Below are 20,903 nucleotides of genomic sequence, written 5' to 3'. Positions count from 1 at the left end.
CGGGGCGGGGATCGCCGGGCGAGAGCGCTTTGCGATCCGCGGCAAAGGGCCCCTGGCTCACCCGGGGCCCGGGGCCCGGGGGCAGGAGGAAATCGTCCGCCTGCCCCCGCCCCGCCCGCTCAGTGCGCCGAGTGCGACGCCGCGATCTGCTTCCACGACTTCGGCTCGACCGGCTTCGCCGTCACGGCCGACGGGGACGACGCGACCCCGGCCCGCGGCCCGAACCCGGCCTTCGCCGCAGCAGAGTTGGACGGCTTCGACGGCTGGAAGAGCCAGGTGTCGAAGAGCTCCGCCAGTGGCTTGCCCGAGATCTTCTCGGCGTACTTCACGAAGTCGCCGACCGCCGCGTTGCCGTAGGCGTGCTCCGCCGGCCAGCCCTTGAGGATCTTGAAGAAGGACGCGTCGCCGACCGTGTTGCGCAGCGCCTGGATGGCGACGGCGCCGCGGTCGTAGACGGCGCCGTCGAACTGGTTGTCCGGGCCCGGGTCGCCCGGCTTCACCTTCCAGAATGGGTCGTCGGCCGGGTGCTGCGCGTACACCCAGTCCGCCAGCTGCTGCGCGGTGCCGTCGCCCTCCTTCTCCGACCAGAGCCACTGGGCGTAGGACGCGAAGCCCTCGTTGTCCCAGATGTCCTTCCAGCCCTTGACCGAGACGTCGTCGCCGTACCACTGGTGCGCCAGCTCATGGACGACCACGGACACGTTGGCGCCGTTCGCGAACTGGGCCGGGCTGTAGAACGGCCGCGTCTGCGTTTCGAGGGCGAAGTGGCTCGGCACGTTCGGGACGTAGCCGCCGACCGCGTTGAAGGGGTACGTCCCGAAGACGCTTTCCAGCCACTCCGTGACGTCCTTGGAGCGCTCGATGCTGGCGCGTGCGGCGTCGCCGTTGTCGCCGAGGTCCTTGCTGTACGCGTTCAGGACCGGCAGCCCGCTCGCGGTCTTGTCCGTGGTGATGTCGAACTTGCCCACCGCGAGCGTCGTCAGGTAGGAGGCCTGCGGCTTGTTGGACCGCCAGTTGTACGTCGTCCAGCCCAGCTTCGAACTCTGCGACTGCAGAACGCCGTTGCTGATCGCCTGGGTGCCGTCGGGAACCTTGACGGAGATGTCGTACGTCGCCTTGTCCAGCGGGTGGTCGTTGGACGGGAACCACCACACGGCCGAGTCCGGCTCCTGGGCGGCCACGCCGCCGTCCGGGGTGCGCTGCCAGGCCGTCCAGCCGTCGACCTTCAGCTCGGACGGCTTGCCCGCGTACTTGACGACCACGGTGACGGACTTGCCCTTGGGCAGCGGCGTGGCCGGGGTGATCTCCAGCTCGTGGCTGCCCGACGTGGCGAACGTCGCCCTGGTGCCGTTCACCCGCACCTCGCTGACGGCGAGCCCGAAGTCCAGGTTGAAGCGGGAGAGGTCCTGCTGAGTGGTGGCGAGCAGCGTGGCCGTGCCCTCGAGGAGGTCGGTGGCGGGCTGGTACCTGAGCTTCAGGTCGTAGTGCGAGACGTCGTAGCCGCCGTTGCCGCTGGCCGGGTAGTAGGGGTCGCCGATGCCCGGGGCACCCGGAGTGAAGTCCGCGGCCGATGCCGGGATCACCAGCAGCAGGGAGGCGGCGAGCACGCTCGGGGCGATGATTCTGCGGTGCACAAAAAGCTCCAAGTCGTCATGGTCGTCGTGGGGTGAACGATGGTGAACGATCTCTTCGGACCCTATTCAGCCCCTGCCGTCCCGGTCATGTCCATGGCTCCTCCTGTCACACGATCGCCATTCGGCCGACATGTTGACTTGTGCGGCTTCGTTCGCTCAAGTGCCTCGACTGCCCTCTTTTGCGCGGGAGTTGACCGGAGTAGCTTCCGCCCCATGCCGATACGCGCGCGGGGCACCCGCCACAGGTCAAGATCCCTCAAATCGCTCGTCCTCGCGGCCGTCGCCGCCCTGGCGGCGGTGCTCCTCGCGCCGGCGGGCGCCCAGGCGGCCCACGCCAGGGAGAGCCGGCCGGTCTACTCGTACGAGAACGCCATACGCGAGGCCGTCTGGGTCGACACCGGCCTGGACGGCGACGGGGACGGGAAGAACGACCGGGTCGCGGTGGACATAGTCCGGCCGCGCGAACCCGCGCAGCAGGGCCGCAAGGTGCCGGTCATCATGGACGCCAGCCCCTACTACTCGTGCTGCGGCCGCGGCAACGAGAGCCAGCTCAAGACGTACGACGCCAAGGGCGACGTCGTCCAGATGCCGCTGTACTACGATAACTACTTCGTGCCGCGCGGCTACGCCTTCGTCGGTGTGGACCTGGCCGGAACCAATCGCTCGGACGGCTGTGTCGACGTCGGCGGCCCCTCCGACGTCCTGTCGGCGAAGGCGGTCGTCGACTGGCTGAACGGCCGGGCCCGCGCCTACACGACACGTACCGGCGGACAGCGCGCCACCGCCGGGTGGACCAACGGCCGCACCGGCATGATCGGCAAGAGCTGGGACGGCACCATCGCCAACGGGGTCGCCGCCACCGGCGTCGAGGGCCTCAGGACGATCGTGCCGATCAGCTCGATCTCGTCCTGGTACGACTACTACTTCGCGAAGGGTGCCGCGCTCTACGACGGCGGCCCGGCCGATCTCGCCGGCTATGTCGACAGCCCGGACGCACAGGCCCGCTGCGCCGCGGTGCAGCAGAAGCTCGTCGACGGGTCTCCGCGCAACGGGGACTGGACGAAGCTCTGGACCGACCGCGACTACGCGAGCCACGCCGACAACGTGAGGGCGAGCGTCTTCGTCGTGCACGGCATGCAGGACCTCAATGTGCGGACGAAGAACTTCGGCCAGTGGTGGGACGGGCTCGCCAGATCCGGGGTCGAGCGGAAGATCTGGCTGTCGCAGACCGGACACGTCGACCCGTTCGACTACCGGCGCCCCGAGTGGGTGGACACCCTGCACCAGTGGTTCGACCACTACCTCCTCGGCTACGACAACGGCATCGAGCGGCAGCCCATGGCCGACATCGAGCGCCACCCCGACCAGTGGAGCACCGACAAGTCGTGGCCGCCGTCCGGCACCGCGGCGACGACGGTGCACCCGGTGAGCGGCCCGGCTCCGGGCGTCGGCGGACTCTCGCTGAAGTCCGCTCCGGCCGGAACGACCTCCACATTCACCGACAACCCGTCGCTGGACGAGACGAGTTGGGCCACACAGATCGACAAGTCCACGCCCGACAAGGCGGGTTTCGTCACCCAGCCGCTGACCAAGGACCTGCGGGTGTCCGGCTCGTCCAGGGTGACCGTCACCGCGACGCCCACCACGAGCAGCGCCCACCTCTCGGCGGTCCTCGTCGACCTCGGGCCCGACACCATCCGCAACTACGCGGGCTCCGGCGAAGGCATCCTCACCGGCACCGACCGCACCTGCTGGGGGGCGAGCACGGCCGGTGACAGCTCCTGCTACCTGACGACCTCGGTGGACAAGACCGATGTCGGCTACACCGTCTTCAGCCGCGGCTGGGCCGACCTCGGTCACTACGCCTCCGCCAGCACGGGAGTCCCGCTCACGCCCGGCAAGCCGTACACGATCACGCTCGACCTGGCGGCCACCGACCACGTCGTACCGGCCGGGCACCGACTCGCGCTGATCGTCGCGGGCACCGACAATGGCCTCATCGAGCCTCCGACGAGCAAGCCGACGCTCACCGTGGACCTCGCGCGAACGGGCGCCACGGTGCCGTTCGTCGGTGGCGCCGGGGCGTTCGTACGGGCCACGTCCGGTACGCATCCGCGGGTCAGCGGCGGTGCGACGGCGCCCGAGGGTGTTCCGGTGCCGCGCATGGCGCAGCGCCTTCCCGGGGACGTCCTCCGGTGAGGGCGCGGCTGCTGGTGCTCGGGGTGACGGCGGCCGCGCTCGCCGTCCCCCTGGCCACCGCGCCCGCCGTGGCCGGCTCCACCGAGCCCCGCACCGGCTTCGAGGTCAGTGACGGGGCGCGCTGGACCAGCCAGCCGGAGGAGGAGACGTTCCTCGCCGACGTCGACCGGCTCAGCGAGCGGACCTCGATACGCCGGATAGGCACCACCCGCCAGGGCCGCCCCCTGCAAGAGGTGCGCATCGGCGGCCGGCACACGTCCAGCACCATACTTCTCGTCTGCAGTCAGCACGGTAACGAACCGTCAGGCCGCGAGGCCTGCCTCACCACCGTCCGCGACCTCGCCCTGGCCAAGGACCGGGCCACGCTCCGCTTCCTGGAGCGCACCACCGTCCTGGTCATCCCGACCGCCAACCCGGACGGCCGGGCCGCCGACACCCGCGAGAACTCCGAAGGCGTCGACATCAACCGCGACCACATCGCGCTGAAGACGGCGGAGGCGCGGGCCACGGCGTCGGTTGTGCGCGATGAGCACCCCGATGTCGTCTACGACTTGCACGAGTATGCCGCCACACCCAAGTTCTACGACAAGGACCTGTTCGACCTGTGGCCGCGCAACCCCAACACCGATCCGGTGGTGCACGAGGAGTCGCGGACGCTGTCCGGCGACTACGTCCGCGATGCCGCGCGGGATGAGGGCTACCGCACCGGTACCTACGGCATCTGGACCGACCCGGTCACCGACGAGCCCGTCAAGCAGGTCGCCGGGGACGGCCAGGAACGCATCCTGCGCAACACGGCGGGCATCAAGCACGCCGTCGCCCTGCTCATAGAGAGCCGGCTGGATCCGATGACGGACGCGGAGAAAGCCGACCCGGCCGTCAACAACAGGCGCCGCGTCGATTCCCAACTGACGGGCCTGAGTGGCCTGTTGGACTTCGTCACGGAACGTCGCGGACGCATCGAGGCGGCCACGGGGGCGGCACGCGCCGCCGGATTCCGCGACCAGGGGCCCGTCTATCTCGGCGGCGCGGACAACATGCCGCCGACCCCGGCGGAGATCCTCCGCGACCCGCCGTGCGGCTACCGACTGAGCCCCGCCCAATACGGAGAGGTGAAGAACCAACTCGCCCTGCACGGAGTTCAGTTGAGGCAGTTGGCCGACGGGGGAGTCTTCGTCCCGCTGCGTCAGTCGTTGCGCAACCTGGTGCCCCTGCTGCTCGACGGCCGTGCCCCGTACCGCCTGACGGCCGCCGTGCCCGTCGAACGCTGCTGAATCAGCCGGAGGGGGTCGTGGCGAGCGCCGCGGCCTCCTCCGCGCAGCCCCACGCCACCGTCACCCCGGCCCCGCCGTGCCCGTAGTTGTGCACCAACGCCCCACCTGTGGGGCTGAGTTGGCGCTCGATCCGCACGCCGGATTCGCGCACCGGACGCAGTCCCACGCGATGGCCGAGCACGCGCGCCTCCGCTATCTCGGGGTGGATCAGGGCGCAGCGGGCGATGATCCGCTCGGCCGTCGCCGGGTCGGGCGCAAGGTTCCAGTCGTCCTCCTGCGCGGTGCCGCCGAGGAGCAGCCCGTACGGCTGGGGCATGAAGTACGTCGACTCCTCGCCCTCGTCCTCCACGGAGGTGTACCACTCGCGGATCCCCGGATTCTCGACTACCACCAACTGGCCCCGCACCGGCCGTACTTGGGGATCGGGTACCAGGCCGCGCGCCCCGAGTCCGGTGCAGTTGACCACGAGCGGCGCGTCCGGAAGGCGCTCGGCATCCCGGATCTCCACGGTTCCGCCCGCTTCCACGAGGCGCCGCTCCAGCCAGCCCAGATGTGTCGGCATGTCGATCAGGGGCAGCCTCGCCCGCAGCCCCTCCGGGCCTTCGCGGAGCCCGGGCACCTCGGCCGCCCACGGCCCGAGGCCGCCGAGCCGGGCCCCCGCGTGGAGCCCGTCGACCAGGCGCACCCCGGTCTCCTCGGGCTTGAGCGTCAGCTCCTCGTACACCCGCAGTGAGGTGAGCGCCCAGTCGCCGACGCGTTCCTCGGGCTCGATGCGGTACGGCCACCACAGCCCGCCCGCCACGGCCGACGTCGACTCCTGCGGCGGCTGCCGGCACCACACCCGGACCCGGCGGCCCGACTCCGCCAGGACGATCGCCGTCGTCAACCCGATGACCCCGCCGCCCACCACGATCACGTCGTTGCTCATGCCCGGACGGTAACCCACCGGTGCGAGCCAGGGGTCTGCCCGCGGGTCAGGGTGCGCCGACGTCCCGCAGTGCCGCTGCCAGTGCGCGCAGCACGGGAGCAGGCTCCTCGCGCAAGTAGAAGTGCCCGCCCGGAAATTGACGTACCGTCACATCGGCCGTGGTGTGCTGCCGCCAGGCGTCGACCTGCTCCCGGGGGTGGTCGGCACTTCCGCCGAACACCGTGATCGGCACGGGCAGCGGCTCGCTCTCCCGCCAGGTGTACGTCTCCAGGACGCGGTAGTCGTCCCGCAGGGCGCCCACGACCAGCTCGCGCAGCTCCGGCGAGTCCAGGACCTCCCGCGGGATCCCGCCGTGGATCTCCGCGACCCGGTCGATGAGCTCGTCGTCGGGCAGGTGGTGCAGCGGATCGTCGACGCGCACGTGGCGCAGGTGCGGCGCCGGGTAGCCGGAGAGGACCAGCCGGGCGGGCAGCGGGCGGCCCGCGTCCCGCAGGGCGCGGGTGATCTCGTACGCGATGAGGGAGCCCAGGCTGTGCCCGAAGAAGGCGAACGGCGCCGGGCTCAGCGGCACCTCGTCGAGGAACGCGGCCACCAGCGCCTCCATCGAGGCGAACCCCGGCTCCCCGAACCGCGAGCCGCGGCCCGGCAGCTGCACGGCCTGGAACTCGGCGCCCGGCATGTCGCGGCCCCAGCGCAGGTACTCCGTGGCCGAACCGCCCCCGTGCGCGAAGCAGTAGAGCTTGGGGGCGCCGGGGCGCGGCTCCCCGGCGATGAGCCAACGGGGCGACACGGCGGTGTTCATGGTGCGGAAACCTCCAGAGGGAGCGGGCCGGTGAAATGCCGCAGCGAGACGAGTCTCGCACCTCGCACCGTGCCCGGAAACGTGCGCCCTGTTCCGGCCATCGGCTCATGATCCGGAGGTGGTGTCGGCGTGCGGGCCCACCGCCGGGGCGTGGGGCGGGACCGGGGCCGGGCTGGGGGACGGCTCACTACGGGACCGAAGACGGACCGACACCGGACCGGGAGACGGCTCGGGACCGGCGCGGAGGACGGCTTAAGATCGGTCACCTCATGACTGCAACTCTCGTCGCCAAGGACCTCGCCGCCGGCCACGGCGACCGCACCCTGTTCGCCGGGCTCGACCTGGTGGTCGCCCCCGGTGACGTCATCGGCCTCGTCGGACCCAACGGCGCCGGCAAGTCCTCCCTGCTCCGCCTGCTCGCCGGGCTCGACACCCCCGAACAGGGCGAGCTGCGCCTCTCCCCGCCGGGCGCGAGCGTCGGCCACCTTCCGCAGGAGCCCGACCGGCGCCCCGGCGAGACGATCCGCGCCTTCCTCGCCCGGCGTACCGGAGTGGCCGCCGCCCAGGAGGCGATGGACGCCGCGACCCAGGCCCTGGTCGACTCGGCCCCCGGCGCCGACGACGCGTACGCCGACAGCCTGGAGCGCTGGCTCGCGCTCGGCGGCGCCGACCTCGACGAGCGGGCCGAGGAGGTCGCCGCCTCGCTCGGCCTGACCACCGGCCTCGACCAGCCCATGACCGCGCTCTCCGGCGGCCAGGCCGCCCGCGCCGGACTCGCCTCGCTGCTCCTGTCCCGCTACGACGTCTTCCTGCTCGACGAGCCGACCAACGACCTCGACCTGGACGGTCTGGAGCGGCTCGAAGCCTTCGTGAAGGGACTGCGGGCCGGCACGGTCGTGGTCAGCCACGACCGCGAGTTCCTCGCCCGCACCGTCACCAAGGTGCTCGAACTCGACCTCGCCCAGCAGCAGATCAACCTGTACGGCGGCGGCTACGAGGCCTACCTCGAAGAGCGCGCGACCGCCCGCCGGCACGCCCGCGAGGACTACGAGGAGTACGCGGACAAGCGCTCCGCCCTCGAAGGCCGCGCCCAGATGCAGCGCTCCTGGATGGACAAGGGCGTCAAGAACGCCCGCCGCAAGGCCACCGACAGCGACAAGCTCGGCAAGAAATTCCGCAGCGAGTCCAGCGAGAAGCAGGCCGCCAAGGCCCGCCAGACCCAGCGCATGATCGAACGCCTCGACGTGGTGGACGAGCCCCGCAAGGAGTGGGAGCTGCGCATGGAGATCGCCGCCGCGCCCCGCTCGGGCGCGGTCGTCGCGACCCTGAACGGCGCCGAGGTGCACCGCGAGGGCTTCACCTTCGGTCCCGTCTCGCTCCAGATCGACTGGGCCGACCGCGTCGCGATCACCGGCGCCAACGGCTCCGGCAAGTCGACCCTGCTCGCGGCGCTCCTCGGCCGGCTGCCGCTGGACGCGGGCCAGGCCACGCTCGGCTCCGGTGTCGTGGTCGGCGAGGTCGACCAGGCGCGCGGCCTGTTCCTGGGCGAGGAGTCGCTGCTCGACGCGTTCTGCGCGGCGGTCCCCGACACGGAACCCGCCGAGGTGCGCACCCTGCTCGCCAAGTTCGGCCTCAAGGCGCACCACGTCCTTCGCCCGGCCGGTTCGCTCTCCCCGGGCGAGCGCACCCGCGCCGCCCTGGCGCTGCTCCAGGGCCGGGGTGTCAACCTGCTCGTCCTCGACGAGCCGACCAACCACCTCGACCTGCCCGCCATCGAGCAGCTGGAGTCCGCGCTCGACTCGTACACCGGCACCCTGCTCCTGGTCACCCACGACCGCCGGATGCTCGACGCCGTGCACACGACCCGCCGCCTGGAAGTCGCGGACGGGAAGGTCGCCGAGCACTGACACCGCCCGGGCCGACGGGCTCCGGGCACTCCGGTTCGCGACCGCGATTCGCGGCGGCCCGAGCGTACGGTGGTCGGGTGCACCGCGACCGACTGCAGGCCGTCCTGGAAGCACTGCCCAGGGCGGCCATCGTTCAAGGCGGCGACGACATCGTGATCGCCGTCAACCGGCGATTCACCGACATGTTCGCCCTCGAAGGCCGGGTCGAGACCACCCCGGGCGCGCCGCTCGGCCCGGTCGTCGACGCCGTGTGCGACACCTTCTCCGAACGGCCCTCCTGGGTCGTCGACACCACCCACGCGATCGCCGCCCGGCACATCCACCGGGCCGCCGAGATCCCGCTCACCGACGGCCGCGTGATCCGGCGCGACGTGGAGCCGCTGTACGACGCGGACGGCGAGCCCTTCGGCTCGCTGTGGACGGCCGAGGACATCACCGAGGACAAGCGCCGCGAGCACGCCCTGGAGCGCGACAACGCCGCCCTCGCCGAGCTCGCCGGGCAGCGCAACGAATTCCTCGCCCTCGCCTCGCACAGCCTGCGCACCCCGCTCACCTCCATCCTCAGCTTCTGCGAGCTGCTCGCCGACCCGGCGTCCGGCCCGCTCGACGCCGACCAGCGCGCCCTCCTGGCCGCGATCAGGCGCAACGCCGCACGCATGGAGGGCGTCATGACCACCCTCATGAACACGGCCCGGCTGCGCACCCCCCAGCTGAAGCTGGAATTCGACCGGGTGGACATCGCGCGGATGCTCCGGCACGCGGTCCTCGACCGGATGTCCACCACCGCGCGGGCCGGAGTGTTCGTGGCGCTGCGCTGCGCCGAGGGCCCGCCGCTCCACGGCGACGAGCACCGCCTGGAGCACGTGCTCGCCAACCTCCTTGAGAATGCCGCCAAGTTCACCCCGCCCGGCGGCCGCATCGACATCGACGCCGCCCCGCACGGCGACCAGTGGCACATCGATGTCGCCGACACCGGGATCGGCGTCCCCGAGCAGTACCGCGAAGAGATCTTTTCCGGTTTCGTCCGCGCCCCCAACGCCGAGACCGGCGGCTTCCCCGGCACCGGCCTCGGCCTCACCATCAGCCGCGAGATCGTGCGCCGGCACGGCGGCGAACTCACCGTCTCGGCCGCCGAGAGCGGGGGAGCGGTCTTCGGCATCCGGCTGCCCGTCGCCGGACCGCCCGCCGAAGGAGCCGGGCGGTGACGCGGATCCTGGTCGTCGAGGACGACCCCGACGTGGCCATGGCCCTGCGCATCCTGTTCACCCGGGCCGGGTACGAGGTCGTGCCCGCCGCGGACGGCCGCGAGGGGCTGCGCCGGCTCTTCGCGGACAGCCCCGACCTGATGGTCCTCGACGTCGGCCTGCCGGAACTCGACGGCTGGCAGGTCCTGGAGCGCACCCGGGACATGACCGACCTGCCCGTCCTGCTGCTCACCGCCCGCGGCGCCGAGAGCGACCGGGTACGCGGCCTGCGCGGCGGGGCCGACGACTATCTGCCCAAACCGTTCGGCAACGAGGAACTGCTCGCCCGCGTCGAGGCCCTGCTGCGCCGCGCCTCGCCCGCCCGCTGGGCCGGCGCCTCCCACGACGAGGCCCTGCGGCTCGTGCCCGAGCGGCGCTCGGCGGTCTGGCGCGGCGAAGAGGTGCGGCTCAGCGACATCGAGTACCGGCTGCTCCAGGTCCTGGTCCGCAACCGGGGCCGCGTCGTCAGCACCGACCAGCTGCTCGACCAGGTCTGGGACGACCCCCACGGCATCGGCCGCGAGCGGGTGAAATTCGCGGTCCTGCGCGTACGCCGCAAGCTCCAGCAGGCGGCGGGCAGTCTCGAATCCGACCCCCTTGAGGCGGTGCGCGGGCTGGGCTACCGGTACCGGGGGGATCAGGACGCCTGAGCGGCCGTCTCCGAACGCCATACGGGTCGAAGGTCCCGGCCGCGCGGGGGCCGAAAGGTCCGGGTATGTTCGGTCGGCGGCTTCGCAACCGTCGGGCAACCGAAAGCCATCCGGGTGCGCAACGGACACGGGGCAGCCTCGGGACGTCCTTGCCGGCCCGCCCCCGGAGGCCCCGTGTCCGCCCTGCCGCCCCGCAGCATCGCCGTCGTGCTCGGCACCCGCCCCGAACTGGTGAAGCTGACCGAGCTGATCCGGCTCCTCGGGCCCGCCGCGCACGTCGTGCACACCGGGCAGCACTACGACGAGGAGCTCTCCGGCCGCTTCCTGAGCGACCTGGGCATCCCTGAGCCGACCTACCTCACCGGCATCGGCGGCCGGCCCCGCGCGCTCCAGATCTCCGCGGCCCTTGCCCAGCTCGACGCGGTGTTCGCAGCGGAGCCGCCGCGTGCGGTCGTCGTCCAGGGCGACACCAACGCGGCTCTTTCCGGCGCGCTCGCCGCCAACGCGCGCGCCATCCCGCTCGTCCATGTCGAGGCGGGGCTGCGCAGCCACGACCGGAACATGCCGGAGGAGCACAACCGGGTCCTGATCGACCGGATCGCGGACGTGCTGTGCGCGGCGACCCCGGAGAACCGCGACAACCTGCTGGCCGAGGGGATCCCCGCGGGGCGCATCGAAGTCACCGGCAACACGGTTGTCGAAGCGGTACGGAGCCAACTCCCCACCAGCGCGCAGCGGTTCGCCGAGCTGGAGCGGATGGGGGTGGCGAGTGACGCGTACGTCCTGGCCACCGTCCACCGGCCGGAGAACACGGACGACCCCCTCGCCCTGCGGGCCGTCCTCACCGAGCTCGCCTCGCTCGCGGCCGAACTGCCGGTGGTCCTTCCGCTGCACCCCCGCACGCGGGCCTGCATCGAGGGAGCCGGTCTGGCCGGGCTCCTCGATCCCCTCCTCGTCACCCAGCCGCTCGGCTATCGGACCTTCCTCGCCCTGGCCCAGCACGCGGCGCTGCTGGTGTCCGACTCCGGGGGAGTCCAGGAGGAGGTCACGGTGCTCGGCCGTCCCCTCGTCGTCGTACGCAATTCGACGGAGCGGCCGGAGGCGATGCCCGACTTCGCCGAACTGGTCGGCCCTGGACGGGAGTTGGGGGAGGCGGCACGGCGACGACTCGCCTCCGGCGCGGAGGACCGGGCGCGGCTCGCCTCGCTGCCGAGCCCTTTCGGAGACGGGTTGGCTTCACGTCGGGTGGTCGAGTTGCTGGTCGGCCTCGCGGCGCGGGGTTCCTGTGCGGCCGTCGCCTGAGGGGGATGGGTTGTCGAGTGCGGGGTGGCTGGTCGCGCAGTTCCCCGCGGCCCTCGGCGGCATGGTGTCGCGCCGCACCAGCCCCCTTGGCCCGCTCTCGTGCTCCCTGCGCAGCCGCACATGTCACAGCGCCATGCCCCTCCACAGGGGGCTGACCATAAACGATCTTCAAGGACCCCACCCCCATGCCCACCACCCTCCTCGTCTTCCTCTTCCCCTTCCTTCTCCTCGGGTGCTTCCTGCTCTACTGGGCCGGGGCCCGGCACGCCTACCTGCGGCGGGCGAGTACCGAAGCAGGTGATCCCGGGGTGCTCGACTGGCACTTCTTCGTGCCCTGCCGGGATGAGGAGGCTGTCGTCGGGGACACCGTCGCGCAGCTGCGCGGGGACTTTCCCTCGGCGCATGTCTGGGTGATCGACGACGACAGTGACGACCGGACCGGGGTCATCGTCGCCGCGCTCGCCGAGGACGACCGGCGGGTCCACCTCGTGCGCCGGGTGCGGCCCGACGCGCGGACCGGCAAGGGGGACGCCCTGAACGCCGCCCATGAGCAGCTCGGGGACTTCCTGCCGGGCGGGGCGGACCGGGAGCGGACCGTCGTGTGCGTGGTCGACGCCGACGGACGGCTCGACCCCCGCGCCCTCGCACTCGTCTCGGGACCGGCCGCGTTCGGGGATCCGGAGGTCGGCGGAGTGCAGGTCGGCGTGCGGATGCGCAACGTCGGCGACAAGCGACCGCTGCCCGGGCGGGGGCGCCCGGCGAACGCCTTCGCACGACTCCTGGTGCGCGTCCAGGACATGGAGTTCGCCGTGTCCAACGCGGGCATGCAGCTGCTGCGCGGCCGTACCGGCTCGGTCGGACTCGGAGGCAACGGCCAGTTCACCCGGCTTTCCGCGCTCGACCGGATCGCCGCCGCCGAGCGGCGCCCATGGCAGCGCGGCGCGCTCCTGGAGGACTACGAGCTGGGCCTCCAGATGATCCTCGCCGGCTACCGCATCACGCATGTCGCCGACACCTGGGTCTCCCAGGAGGGTCTCCCGCATGCCCGCCGGCTGCTCACCCAGCGCACCCGCTGGGCCCAGGGCAACCTCCAGTGCGTGCGCTACGCGGGCCGGATCCTCTCCTCGCGCCAGTACACGGGCGCGGGCGTCCTGGAGACGCTGTACACGTTCTTCCAGCCCGTAGCGCATCTCCTCACGCTGGTGCTGTGCGCCGCGATGCTGGTACTCGGAGGGCTCGGCTCACTCGCGCTCTGGCCGCTGACCCTGGTGCTCGCGGCGCTCTCCATCGGCCCGTTCGTCCTGTGGGGCCCGGTCTACCGGCGCGACCACGCCCCGGATGCCTCGCGGATCACCGCCGTGCTGTGGGGCTTCGCGCTGTGGCTGTACGCGTACCACCTGTTCGTCGTCTCGGCGCGCGGCTTCGTACGCAGCCTGCGCGGCCGCACCGGCTGGGCCAAGACCCGCCGCAACGCCGAGCCGGTCACGGCGGGACCGGTCGCCCTGGAGGGCTGATGCCACGTCAATGAGGGGCGGGCGTACGGCAGTTGATGCGGTGGGCCCGCCCCTCGATGCTGCCTCAGCGTCCGCCGCGGCCCTTCGGGTCAAGCAGGCCGGCCTTGCGCAGGGCGTCCGCCATCGCGCTGTTCGCGGGGGCCGGTGCCGAGGCGCGGCCCTGGCCGGCGCCCTGCCGGTTGCCGCCACGGGCCTCGCCGCCACCGCCGTTGCCCCGGCGCTGCTGGCCCTGGCGCTGCTGCGGAGGCCGGTTGCCCTGGCCTTGACCCTGGCCGCCCCGCTCGCCGCGCTCACGCTTGGGTGCGCCGCCCGGCGCGGACGCGTCGTCCTCAAGCCGCAGGGTCAGCGAGATCCGCTTGCGCGGCACGTCCACGTCGAGGACCTTCACCCGGACGATGTCGCCCGGCTTCACCACGTCGCGCGGGTCCTTCACGAACGTCTTCGACAGCGCCGAGACATGCGCGAGCCCGTCCTGGTGCACGCCGATGTCGATGAACGCGCCGAACGCCGCCACGTTCGTGACCACGCCCTCCAGGAGCATCCCGGGCTCCAGATCGCCGATCTTCTCCACGCCCTCCTTGAAGGTGGCCGTCTTGAACGCCGGGCGGGGGTCGCGGCCCGGCTTCTCCAGCTCGCGCAGAATGTCGGTGACCGTGGGCAGACCGAAGGTCTCGTCCACGAAGTCGTCGGGCCGCAGCGAGCGCAGCACCGCCGTGTTGCCGATGAGCGAGGCGACCTCGCTGCCCGCCGTCTTCACCATCCGCCGCACCACCGGGTACGCCTCGGGGTGCACGCTGGACGCGTCCAGCGGGTCCTCGCCGTCGCGGATCCGCAGGAAGCCCGCGCACTGCTCGTACGCCTTCGGGCCGAGCCGCGCCACGTCCTTCAGGGCCCGGCGGGAGCGGAAGGGGCCGTTGCTGTCGCGGTGCGCCACGATGTTCTCGGCGAGGGTCGAGCCGATGCCCGACACCCGGGAAAGCAACGGCGCGGAGGCGGTGTTGACGTCCACGCCCACGCCGTTCACACAGTCCTCGACCACCGCGTCGAGCGAGCGCGACAGCTTCACCTCGGACAGGTCGTGCTGGTACTGGCCCACGCCGATGGACTTCGGGTCGATCTTCACCAGCTCGGCGAGCGGGTCCTGCAGGCGGCGGGCGATGGAGACCGCGCCACGCAGCGACACGTCCATGTCCGGGAACTCCTGCGAGGCGAACGCGGAGGCCGAGTACACCGAAGCGCCCGCCTCGGACACCATCACCTTGGCGAGGGCCAACTCCGGGTGCTTGGCGATGAGTTCACCGGCGAGCTTGTCGGTCTCGCGGGACGCCGTGCCGTTGCCGATGGCGATCAGCTCGACCGCGTGCTCCTTGCAGAGCCCGGCGAGCTTCGCCAGCGCCTGGTCCCACTTGTTCGCGGGCACGTGCGGGTGGATCACGTCCGTCGCCACGACCTTGCCGGTCGCGTCGATGACGGCCACCTTCACGCCCGTACGGAAACCGGGGTCGAGGCCGAGCGTGGCCCGGGTGCCGGCCGGGGCGGCGAGCAGCAGGTCGCGCAGGTTGGAGGCGAAGACGCGGACCGCTTCGTCCTCGGCGGCCGTGCGCAGCCGAAGGCGCAGGTCGATGCCGAGGTGGACGAGGATGCGGGTGCGCCAGGCCCAGCGGACCGTGTCACCGAGCCACTTGTCGCCGGGGCGCCCCCGGTCGGCGACGCCGAAGCGCCGCGCCACCATGTTCTCGTACGTCGAGGGGCCCGGCTCCGCCGACGGCTCCTCGGGCTCCAGGACGAGGTCGAGGACGTCCTCCTTCTCGCCGCGCAGCATCGCGAGCACCCGGTGCGAGGGCAGCGCGGTGAACGGCTCGGTGAAGTCGAAGTAGTCGGCGAACTTGGCGCCCGCCTCCTCCTTGCCGTCCCGCACCTTCGCCGCGAGGCGGCCCCTGGTCCACATGCGCTCGCGCAGCTCGCCGATCAGGTCGGCGTCCTCGGAGAAGCGCTCGGCGAGAATGGCGCGGGCGCCCTCCAGGGCGGCCGCCGGATCGGCGACGCCCTTGTCCGCGTCGACGAACGCGGCGGCCGCGGCGAGCGGCTCCACCGACGGGTCGCCGAGCAGGCCGTCGGCGAGCGGCTCCAGGCCGGCCTCGCGCGCGATCTGCGCCTTGGTGCGCCGCTTCGGCTTGAAGGGCAGGTAGATGTCCTCCAGGCGAGCCTTGGTGTCGGCGGCCCGGATCTGCGCCTCAAGGGCCTCGGTGAGCTTGCCCTGCTCCCGTACGGACTCCAGGACCGCGGTGCGCCGCTCCTCCAGCTCCCGCAGATAGCGCAGCCGCTCCTCGAGGGTGCGCAGCTGGGCATCGTCCAGCATCTCGGTCGCTTCCTTGCGGTAGCGCGCGATGAACGGGACGGTGGACCCGCCGTCGAGCAGCTCGACGGCGGCCTTCACCTGCCGCTCCCGTACGCCGAGTTCCTCGGCGATCCTGCCTTCGATGGACGTCGTCACGTTGCCGTACCGCCTTCTCGCTGAGCCTGAGGCGCCATTGTGGCAGGCGGCACCGACAATCGACGATCAGCCCTTGCCGACGAGGTCGGCCGGGAAGCCGCCCGCCAGGGCCGCCGCCACCAGGAATCCCTTGGCGAGTTCGGTGAGCCGGGCCACGCCCTGCGCGCCGAGGAGTTCGTAGGGGGCGAGGTCGAGGCGGTCGGTACGGTCTTCGAGGTCGGCGCGCAGGGCCACGCCCGCCTCGGTCAACTCGCCCTCGCCGTCGAGCAGTCCGCGCTCGCGGAGCCGCTCGGCCGCCGCGTCCCAGTCCGACTGCTCCCAGCCGCGGGTGGCCATGACCCACTTGCGTGCCATGCCCTTGCCGGTCGCGGTGTGGCTGACCAGCGCCTCCAGCGGGTCGAGCTCCAGGTCGAGCAGCGCGGTGAGGTGGCCGTCGCCGCGGTGCTCGCGCAGCAGCGTCGTCGCGTGCCAGTAGGCCAGGTGCGGCTCCTCGGGCACGGGCAGGTCGGCGTGCGCGGCGTACAGGGGCCGGGCGTGCCGGGTGCAGCCCTCGGCGGCGCGCAGCGCGAGCCGGGCCGCCTCCGCCATCTCGTCGGAGGCGATGGCCTCCTCGCCGAGCAGCCTGCGCAGCGTGCTGTCGACGGCCCTCAGGCGCGCGGCGAGCACGGCCTCGGGGGAGGCGGTGCGCCACACGGCGGGAAGGTGCCGGGCGATCAGGTCGTGCCGGAAGTTGTAGAACGTGGCCGCCACGACTCCGGGGCCCACGGCTCCCATCGCGGCCGCCCGCCCCGCGAAGTAGGCGGCGCTGCGGTCCTCGACTCCGAGCCCGGCGAGCTCCTTGGTGAAGTCCGGCGAGAAGTAGACCGTGGCGTGCAGCGAGTTGAGCGGGTTGTGGCAGTGGCGCCCGGCGCGCGGGGGGAGAGAACTCATACCCAGCACGTTACCGACTGGTCGGTACGCCGTGAAGGGGTGGGCCGGGCTCAGTGGCGGATGGCAGGAAAGGTGGGGTTCTTGTCATTGCGGCCATCGCGGCTCGGACGAAGGATGGGGGCATGACGCAGCACTCCGTTCTGGTCGTCCTCTTCGACGACGTCCAGAGTCTCGATGTGACCGGGCCGGCCGAGGTGTTCGCCGGGGTGGGCCGCGTCGTCGGGGACCCCGACGCCTACCGGCTGCGCTTCGCCTCGCTCGACGGGGCCCCGGTCACCGCGCACAGCGGTCTTCGCCTCATGGCCGACTGTGCGCTCGCGGACGCCGCACCGGCCGACATCCTGCTCGTCCCGGGCGGCGACGGCACCCGCGGCGCCGATCCCCGCCTGATCAACTGGCTGCGCGCGCACGGCCCGCGCGCCCCGCGCCTCGTCTCCGTGTGCTCGGGCTCGATGCTGCTCGCCGAGGCCGGGCTGCTCGACGGGCGCCGGGCCACGACGCACTGGGCCCACTGCGCCGAGATGGCCCGCCGCTACCCGGCGGTCCGGGTCGAGCCGGATCCGATCTTCGTGAGGGACGGCAACACAGCCACCTCGGCCGGGGTCACCGCGGGCATCGACCTGGCCCTCGCCCTGGTGGAGGAGGACCACGGCAGGGCCGCGGCCCTGGGCCTCGCCCGCAACATGGTGGTGTTCCTGCGCCGGCCGGGCAACCAGGCCCAGTTCAGCGCCCAGCTCGCCGTGCAGACCGCCCGGCGCGAGCCGTTGCGCGAACTTCAGCAGTGGATCACCGAGCACCCGGACGGCGACCTGTCCGTCGAGGCCCTCGCCCAGCGCGCCAGCCTCTCGCCGCGCCACTTCGCCCGCGCCTTCCACGCCGAGACCGGCACGACGCCCGGCCGCTATGTCGAGCGCGTCCGCCTGGAACACGCCCGCCGCCTCCTCGAAGAGACTCCGAGCGGCGTCCAGGAGGTCTCCCGCGCGGCCGGCTACGGCACCCCCGAGGCGATGCGGCGCGCCTTCGTCAAAACGCTGGGCACGGCCCCGGCCGAGTACCGCCGCCGCTTCCGCCCCACGCCCGCGTAACCCTCCGTAAGAAGGCAGCCACCATGCAGATCGCGATCCTGCTCTACGACCGGTTCACCGCCCTGGACGCCGTCGGCCCGTACGAGATCCTGGGGCGGACGCCCGGCGCCGAGACCGTGTTCGTGGCCGAGCGGGCCGGGCTCGTACGCAACGACAACCAGGGCAGCCTCGGCCTCGCCGCCGACCGCACGCTCGGCGAGGTGACGCGGCCGGACATCGTGGTGGTCCCGGGCGGCCCCGGCCAGACCGAGCAGATGGACAACCCGGCGGTCCTCGACTGGCTCCGTGCCGTCGACGCCACGACCACCTGGACGACCTCGGTGTGCACGGGCTCGCTGCTGCTCGGTGCGGCCGGGCTCCTCGACGGGCGCCGCGCGACCTCGCACTGGCTCGCCCTCGACCACCTCGCGACGTTCGGCGCGCGGCCCACCGGGGAGCGGGTCGTGTTCGACGGCAAGTACGTCACGGCCGCCGGCGTCTCCTCCGGCATCGACATGGGGCTCGCCCTGCTCGGCCGGATCGCCGGCGACGAGCGCGCCCAGGCCGTCCAGCTCCTCACCGAGTACGACCCCCAGCCGCCCTACGACGCGGGCTCGCCGGACAAGGCCCCGGCTCATCTCGTCGAGCAGTTCCGCGCCGCGAGCCGCTTCGGCTCCGCAGACCGGACATGACCGAACCCGCAACCTCCTGAGAAGGACAATCCATGCAGATTGCCGTCGTCCTGTACCCCGGCTTCACCGCCCTGGACGCGATCGGCCCGTACGAGACGCTCGGCCCGCTCCCCGGTGCCGAGACGGTGTTCGTCGCCGAGCAGGCCGGGCCCGTTCGCAACGACCGGGGGAACCTCGCCCTGGTCGCCGAGAAGTCGTTCGCGGAGGTGACCCGGCCGGACATCGTGATCGTGCCGGGCGCCCCGCCGGTGGCCGTCGAGCCGCACCTGGGAGGCGGGCCGCTCCTCGACTGGCTGCGCACCGCCGACGTCGCGACGACGTGGACGACCTCGGTGTGCACGGGCTCCCTGATGCTCGGCGCGGCCGGGCTGCTGAAGGGCCGGCGGGCGACCTCGCACTGGCTCTCCCTGGACCACCTCGCGAGCTTCGGTGTGACACCGACCGGGGACCGGGTCGTCTTCGACCACAAGTACGTCACCGCGGCCGGGGTCTCCTCCGGCATCGACATGGGCCTGACCCTGGCCGGAATGATCGCCGGAGACCGGCACGCCCAGGCTGTACAGCTCCTCATCGAGTACGACCCGCAGCCGCCCTACGACGCGGGCTCGCCCGACAAGGCGCCGGCCGACCTGGTGGAGCACTTCAGGACGCAGGGCCTTCCTTCGAGCTCACCCGCCAGGTGAAACGAGGAGCCCGGCGCTCCAGGAAAGCGGCGACGCCCTCCGCGGTGTCGCCGCTTTCGCGCTCCTGCTCGGCCCAGTGCGCGTCCCGGTCGGTCCGCCCGTCCGCGAACTCCTTCGCCGCCGCCTGCGTGAGCTGCGAGCGCGACACCAGGACGCGGGTGAACTCGGCCACCCGCTCGGCGAGTTCGCCCTCCGGCAGCACCTCGTCCACCAGACCGGTCCGCAGCGCCCGCTCGCTGTCGATCAACTCCCCCGAGAACAACAGGTACTTGGCGGTCGCGGGCCCCACCAGGGCGGCAAGGCGCCGGGTGGAGGACGCCGGGTAGACGATGCCGAGCTTCGCGGGGGTGACGCCGAAGAGCGCGCCCTCCTCGGCGAACCGCAGATCGCACGCGGCCGCGAGCTGGCTGCCGCCGCCCACGCAGTGACCGCGCACCGCCGCAAGGGTCGGCTTGGGAAAGGCCGCCAGCGCCTCCTCGGCCCGTACCGCGAGCATCTTGGGGTCGTCGCCGGGCTCCCGCAGCGTCGAGATGTCGGCGCCCGCGCAGAACGTGTCCCCGGCCCCGGTCAGCACCAGGGCCCGTACGTCCGGATCGGCGGCCAGGGATTCGAGCAGCGGCGGCAGTGCCCGCCACATCGCGGACGTCATCGCATTGCGCTTGGCGGGGTTGCCGATGACGACGGTGGCGACGCCTTCGGTGAGGCTCTGCTCCAGCTGCGGCTGCATGCGCCGGATGCTATCCGGGCGGCCGAAACCTATGATCACAAGGGGGGTCGTCGCACGCGGACCGTGAGGAGACGCTGATGACCGGACCCACCAAGGATGTCGGCCGTGAGGGCCGGAAACTGAGCCGGAGCTTCGGTCTGCTCGCCCTGCTCGGGGCGATCCTGGTCGTGGCCGGTCTGGTGGGCCTCGGCTACACCGAGTTCGCCACCCTCACCACCATGCTGCTGTTCGGCTGGCTGCTGCTCGTCGGCGGCGTCGTGGGCCTCGCGCACGCGATCCAGTCGCGCGGCTCCAGCTTCTTCTGGCTCGGCGTCGTGGTCGCCGCGCTGAACCTCGCCGCGGGCGTCGTCATCATCCGCCGCCCCGAGGGCAGCGCCGAGGCGCTCACCATGTTCGCCGCCCTGCTGTTCCTGACCGGCGGGGTCTTCCGCCTGGCGGGCAGCGTGGTGGTGCGCGGACCGCAGTTCGGCTGGACGCTGGTGCAAGGAGCGTTCGGGGTGCTCCTGGGCGTCCTTGTGCTCGCGAACTGGCCGAGCAACAGCCGGTACGTCATCGGCTGTTTCTTCTCCCTGGCTCTGTTCGACGGCCTCGGCCTGATCGCCATCGGATTGAGCGGACGCAGAATCGTCACTCTTGTGAGTGACGCCGTGACCCCCGCGGAGACCGGGGGAGGCACACCTCCGATGTCTCCGACACCCCCGCAAGCCATGGCAAAGCCCTCGGAGGAAGATCAGAACCCGACGGAGCGATGACCTTCTCTTGCATCGGGGAGCAAAAAGCGGCGATAGATGCTGACTTCTGTTCAGTCGGCCGGTCCGGACCAACACACTCCACACACTCGTGAGCAGACGGGTGTGCT

17 protein-coding genes are annotated in these 20,903 nt (G+C 72.1%); 11 read left to right on the top strand and 6 right to left on the bottom strand.

From position 1 onward, the window contains the following. Positions 1 to 119: 119 nt before the first annotated feature. Positions 120 to 1,634 (bottom strand): M1 family metallopeptidase, encoded by a 1,515-nt coding sequence (locus ABD346_RS32085; RefSeq protein WP_344379656.1) that lies wholly within the window; start codon positions 1,632 to 1,634, stop codon positions 120 to 122. A gap of 213 nt (positions 1,635 to 1,847) precedes the next feature. Here ABD346_RS32085 and ABD346_RS32080 point away from each other — a divergent pair, with 213 nt between their 5' ends. Next, on the top strand, positions 1,848 to 3,833 hold the full coding sequence (locus ABD346_RS32080) for a Xaa-Pro dipeptidyl-peptidase (protein ID WP_344379654.1): 1,986 nt from the start codon (positions 1,848 to 1,850) through the stop codon (positions 3,831 to 3,833). Further along, positions 3,830 to 5,107, top strand: coding sequence for a M14 family metallopeptidase (locus ABD346_RS32075; RefSeq protein ID WP_344379652.1), 1,278 nt, complete (start codon positions 3,830 to 3,832; stop codon positions 5,105 to 5,107). Before ABD346_RS32080 ends, ABD346_RS32075 begins: the two co-directional genes overlap by 4 nt. Before the next feature lies 1 nt (position 5,108). On the opposite strand, the gene ABD346_RS32070 is transcribed toward ABD346_RS32075, so the two are convergent. Together ABD346_RS32070 and ABD346_RS32065 are read right to left on the bottom strand one after the other, a co-directional pair. Next, positions 5,109 to 6,035: an FAD-dependent oxidoreductase gene (locus ABD346_RS32070; protein ID WP_344379650.1), complete on the bottom strand. Its 927-nt coding sequence runs from the start codon at positions 6,033 to 6,035 to the stop codon at positions 5,109 to 5,111. Between the two features lie 46 nt (positions 6,036 to 6,081). Further along, positions 6,082 to 6,837: a thioesterase II family protein gene (locus ABD346_RS32065; protein WP_344379648.1), complete on the bottom strand. Its 756-nt coding sequence runs from the start codon at positions 6,835 to 6,837 to the stop codon at positions 6,082 to 6,084. A 269-nt stretch (positions 6,838 to 7,106) separates the two neighbouring features. On the opposite strand from ABD346_RS32065, the gene ABD346_RS32060 reads away from it, so the two are divergent. The 5 genes from ABD346_RS32060 (at position 7,107) to ABD346_RS32040 (ending at position 13,454) form a co-directional block, all read left to right on the top strand. Then, complete coding sequence (locus ABD346_RS32060; protein ID WP_344379647.1) at positions 7,107 to 8,744, top strand: ABC-F family ATP-binding cassette domain-containing protein; 1,638 nt, start codon at positions 7,107 to 7,109, stop codon at positions 8,742 to 8,744. Positions 8,745 to 8,821: 77 nt separating this feature from the next. After that, positions 8,822 to 9,949: a PAS domain-containing sensor histidine kinase gene (locus ABD346_RS32055; RefSeq protein WP_344379645.1), complete on the top strand. Its 1,128-nt coding sequence runs from the start codon at positions 8,822 to 8,824 to the stop codon at positions 9,947 to 9,949. Continuing rightward, on the top strand, positions 9,946 to 10,638 hold the full coding sequence (locus tag ABD346_RS32050) for a response regulator transcription factor (protein ID WP_344379643.1): 693 nt from the start codon (positions 9,946 to 9,948) through the stop codon (positions 10,636 to 10,638). Before ABD346_RS32055 ends, ABD346_RS32050 begins: the two co-directional genes overlap by 4 nt. A 174-nt stretch (positions 10,639 to 10,812) precedes the next feature. Then, positions 10,813 to 11,940, top strand: coding sequence for a non-hydrolyzing UDP-N-acetylglucosamine 2-epimerase (gene wecB, locus ABD346_RS32045; protein WP_344379642.1), 1,128 nt, complete (start codon positions 10,813 to 10,815; stop codon positions 11,938 to 11,940). Positions 11,941 to 12,125: 185 nt separating this feature from the next. Further along, positions 12,126 to 13,454: an XrtP-associated glycosyltransferase gene (locus ABD346_RS32040; protein ID WP_344379640.1), complete on the top strand. Its 1,329-nt coding sequence runs from the start codon at positions 12,126 to 12,128 to the stop codon at positions 13,452 to 13,454. Between the two features lie 64 nt (positions 13,455 to 13,518). Here the strand turns inward: ABD346_RS32040 and ABD346_RS32035 are convergent, their stop codons facing one another. Together ABD346_RS32035 and ABD346_RS32030 are read right to left on the bottom strand one after the other, a co-directional pair. Then, complete coding sequence (locus ABD346_RS32035; protein WP_344379639.1) at positions 13,519 to 15,948, bottom strand: Tex family protein; 2,430 nt, start codon at positions 15,946 to 15,948, stop codon at positions 13,519 to 13,521. A 66-nt stretch (positions 15,949 to 16,014) separates the two neighbouring features. After that, positions 16,015 to 16,878: an SCO6745 family protein gene (locus ABD346_RS32030; RefSeq protein WP_344379638.1), complete on the bottom strand. Its 864-nt coding sequence runs from the start codon at positions 16,876 to 16,878 to the stop codon at positions 16,015 to 16,017. A gap of 122 nt (positions 16,879 to 17,000) precedes the next feature. Here ABD346_RS32030 and ABD346_RS32025 point away from each other — a divergent pair, with 122 nt between their 5' ends. Genes ABD346_RS32025 through ABD346_RS32015 form a run of 3 tightly spaced genes read left to right on the top strand, consistent with a single transcriptional unit; the run spans position 17,001 to position 19,317 of the window. Next, positions 17,001 to 17,963, top strand: coding sequence for a GlxA family transcriptional regulator (locus tag ABD346_RS32025; protein ID WP_344379637.1), 963 nt, complete (start codon positions 17,001 to 17,003; stop codon positions 17,961 to 17,963). 23 nt (positions 17,964 to 17,986) lie between these two features. Then, positions 17,987 to 18,634, top strand: a complete 648-nt coding sequence (locus ABD346_RS32020; protein ID WP_344379635.1) for a DJ-1/PfpI family protein — start codon at positions 17,987 to 17,989, stop codon at positions 18,632 to 18,634. Positions 18,635 to 18,666: 32 nt separating this feature from the next. Then, entirely contained in the window at positions 18,667 to 19,317 is a 651-nt protein-coding gene (locus ABD346_RS32015) for a DJ-1/PfpI family protein (protein WP_344379634.1), read from the top strand. Here ABD346_RS32015 and ABD346_RS32010 read toward each other — a convergent pair. Next, on the bottom strand, positions 19,277 to 20,044 hold the full coding sequence (locus ABD346_RS32010; protein WP_344379632.1) for an enoyl-CoA hydratase/isomerase family protein: 768 nt from the start codon (positions 20,042 to 20,044) through the stop codon (positions 19,277 to 19,279). The genes ABD346_RS32015 and ABD346_RS32010 overlap by 41 nt on opposite strands. Positions 20,045 to 20,121: 77 nt before the next feature. Between ABD346_RS32010 and ABD346_RS32005 the strand changes: the two genes are divergently transcribed. Continuing rightward, the gene (locus tag ABD346_RS32005; protein ID WP_344379630.1) at positions 20,122 to 20,796 is read left to right on the top strand and encodes an HdeD family acid-resistance protein; all 675 of its coding nucleotides are present in this window, start codon (positions 20,122 to 20,124) and stop codon (positions 20,794 to 20,796) included. The last annotated feature ends 107 nt before the right edge of the window (positions 20,797 to 20,903 follow it).

Source organism: Streptomyces mauvecolor (assembly GCF_039532965.1).
Lineage (GTDB): Bacteria > Actinomycetota > Actinomycetes > Streptomycetales > Streptomycetaceae > Streptomyces > Streptomyces violascens.
The sequence above is the reverse complement of the archived record's forward strand: the minus strand, read 5'-3'. Positions and strand labels throughout refer to the sequence as shown.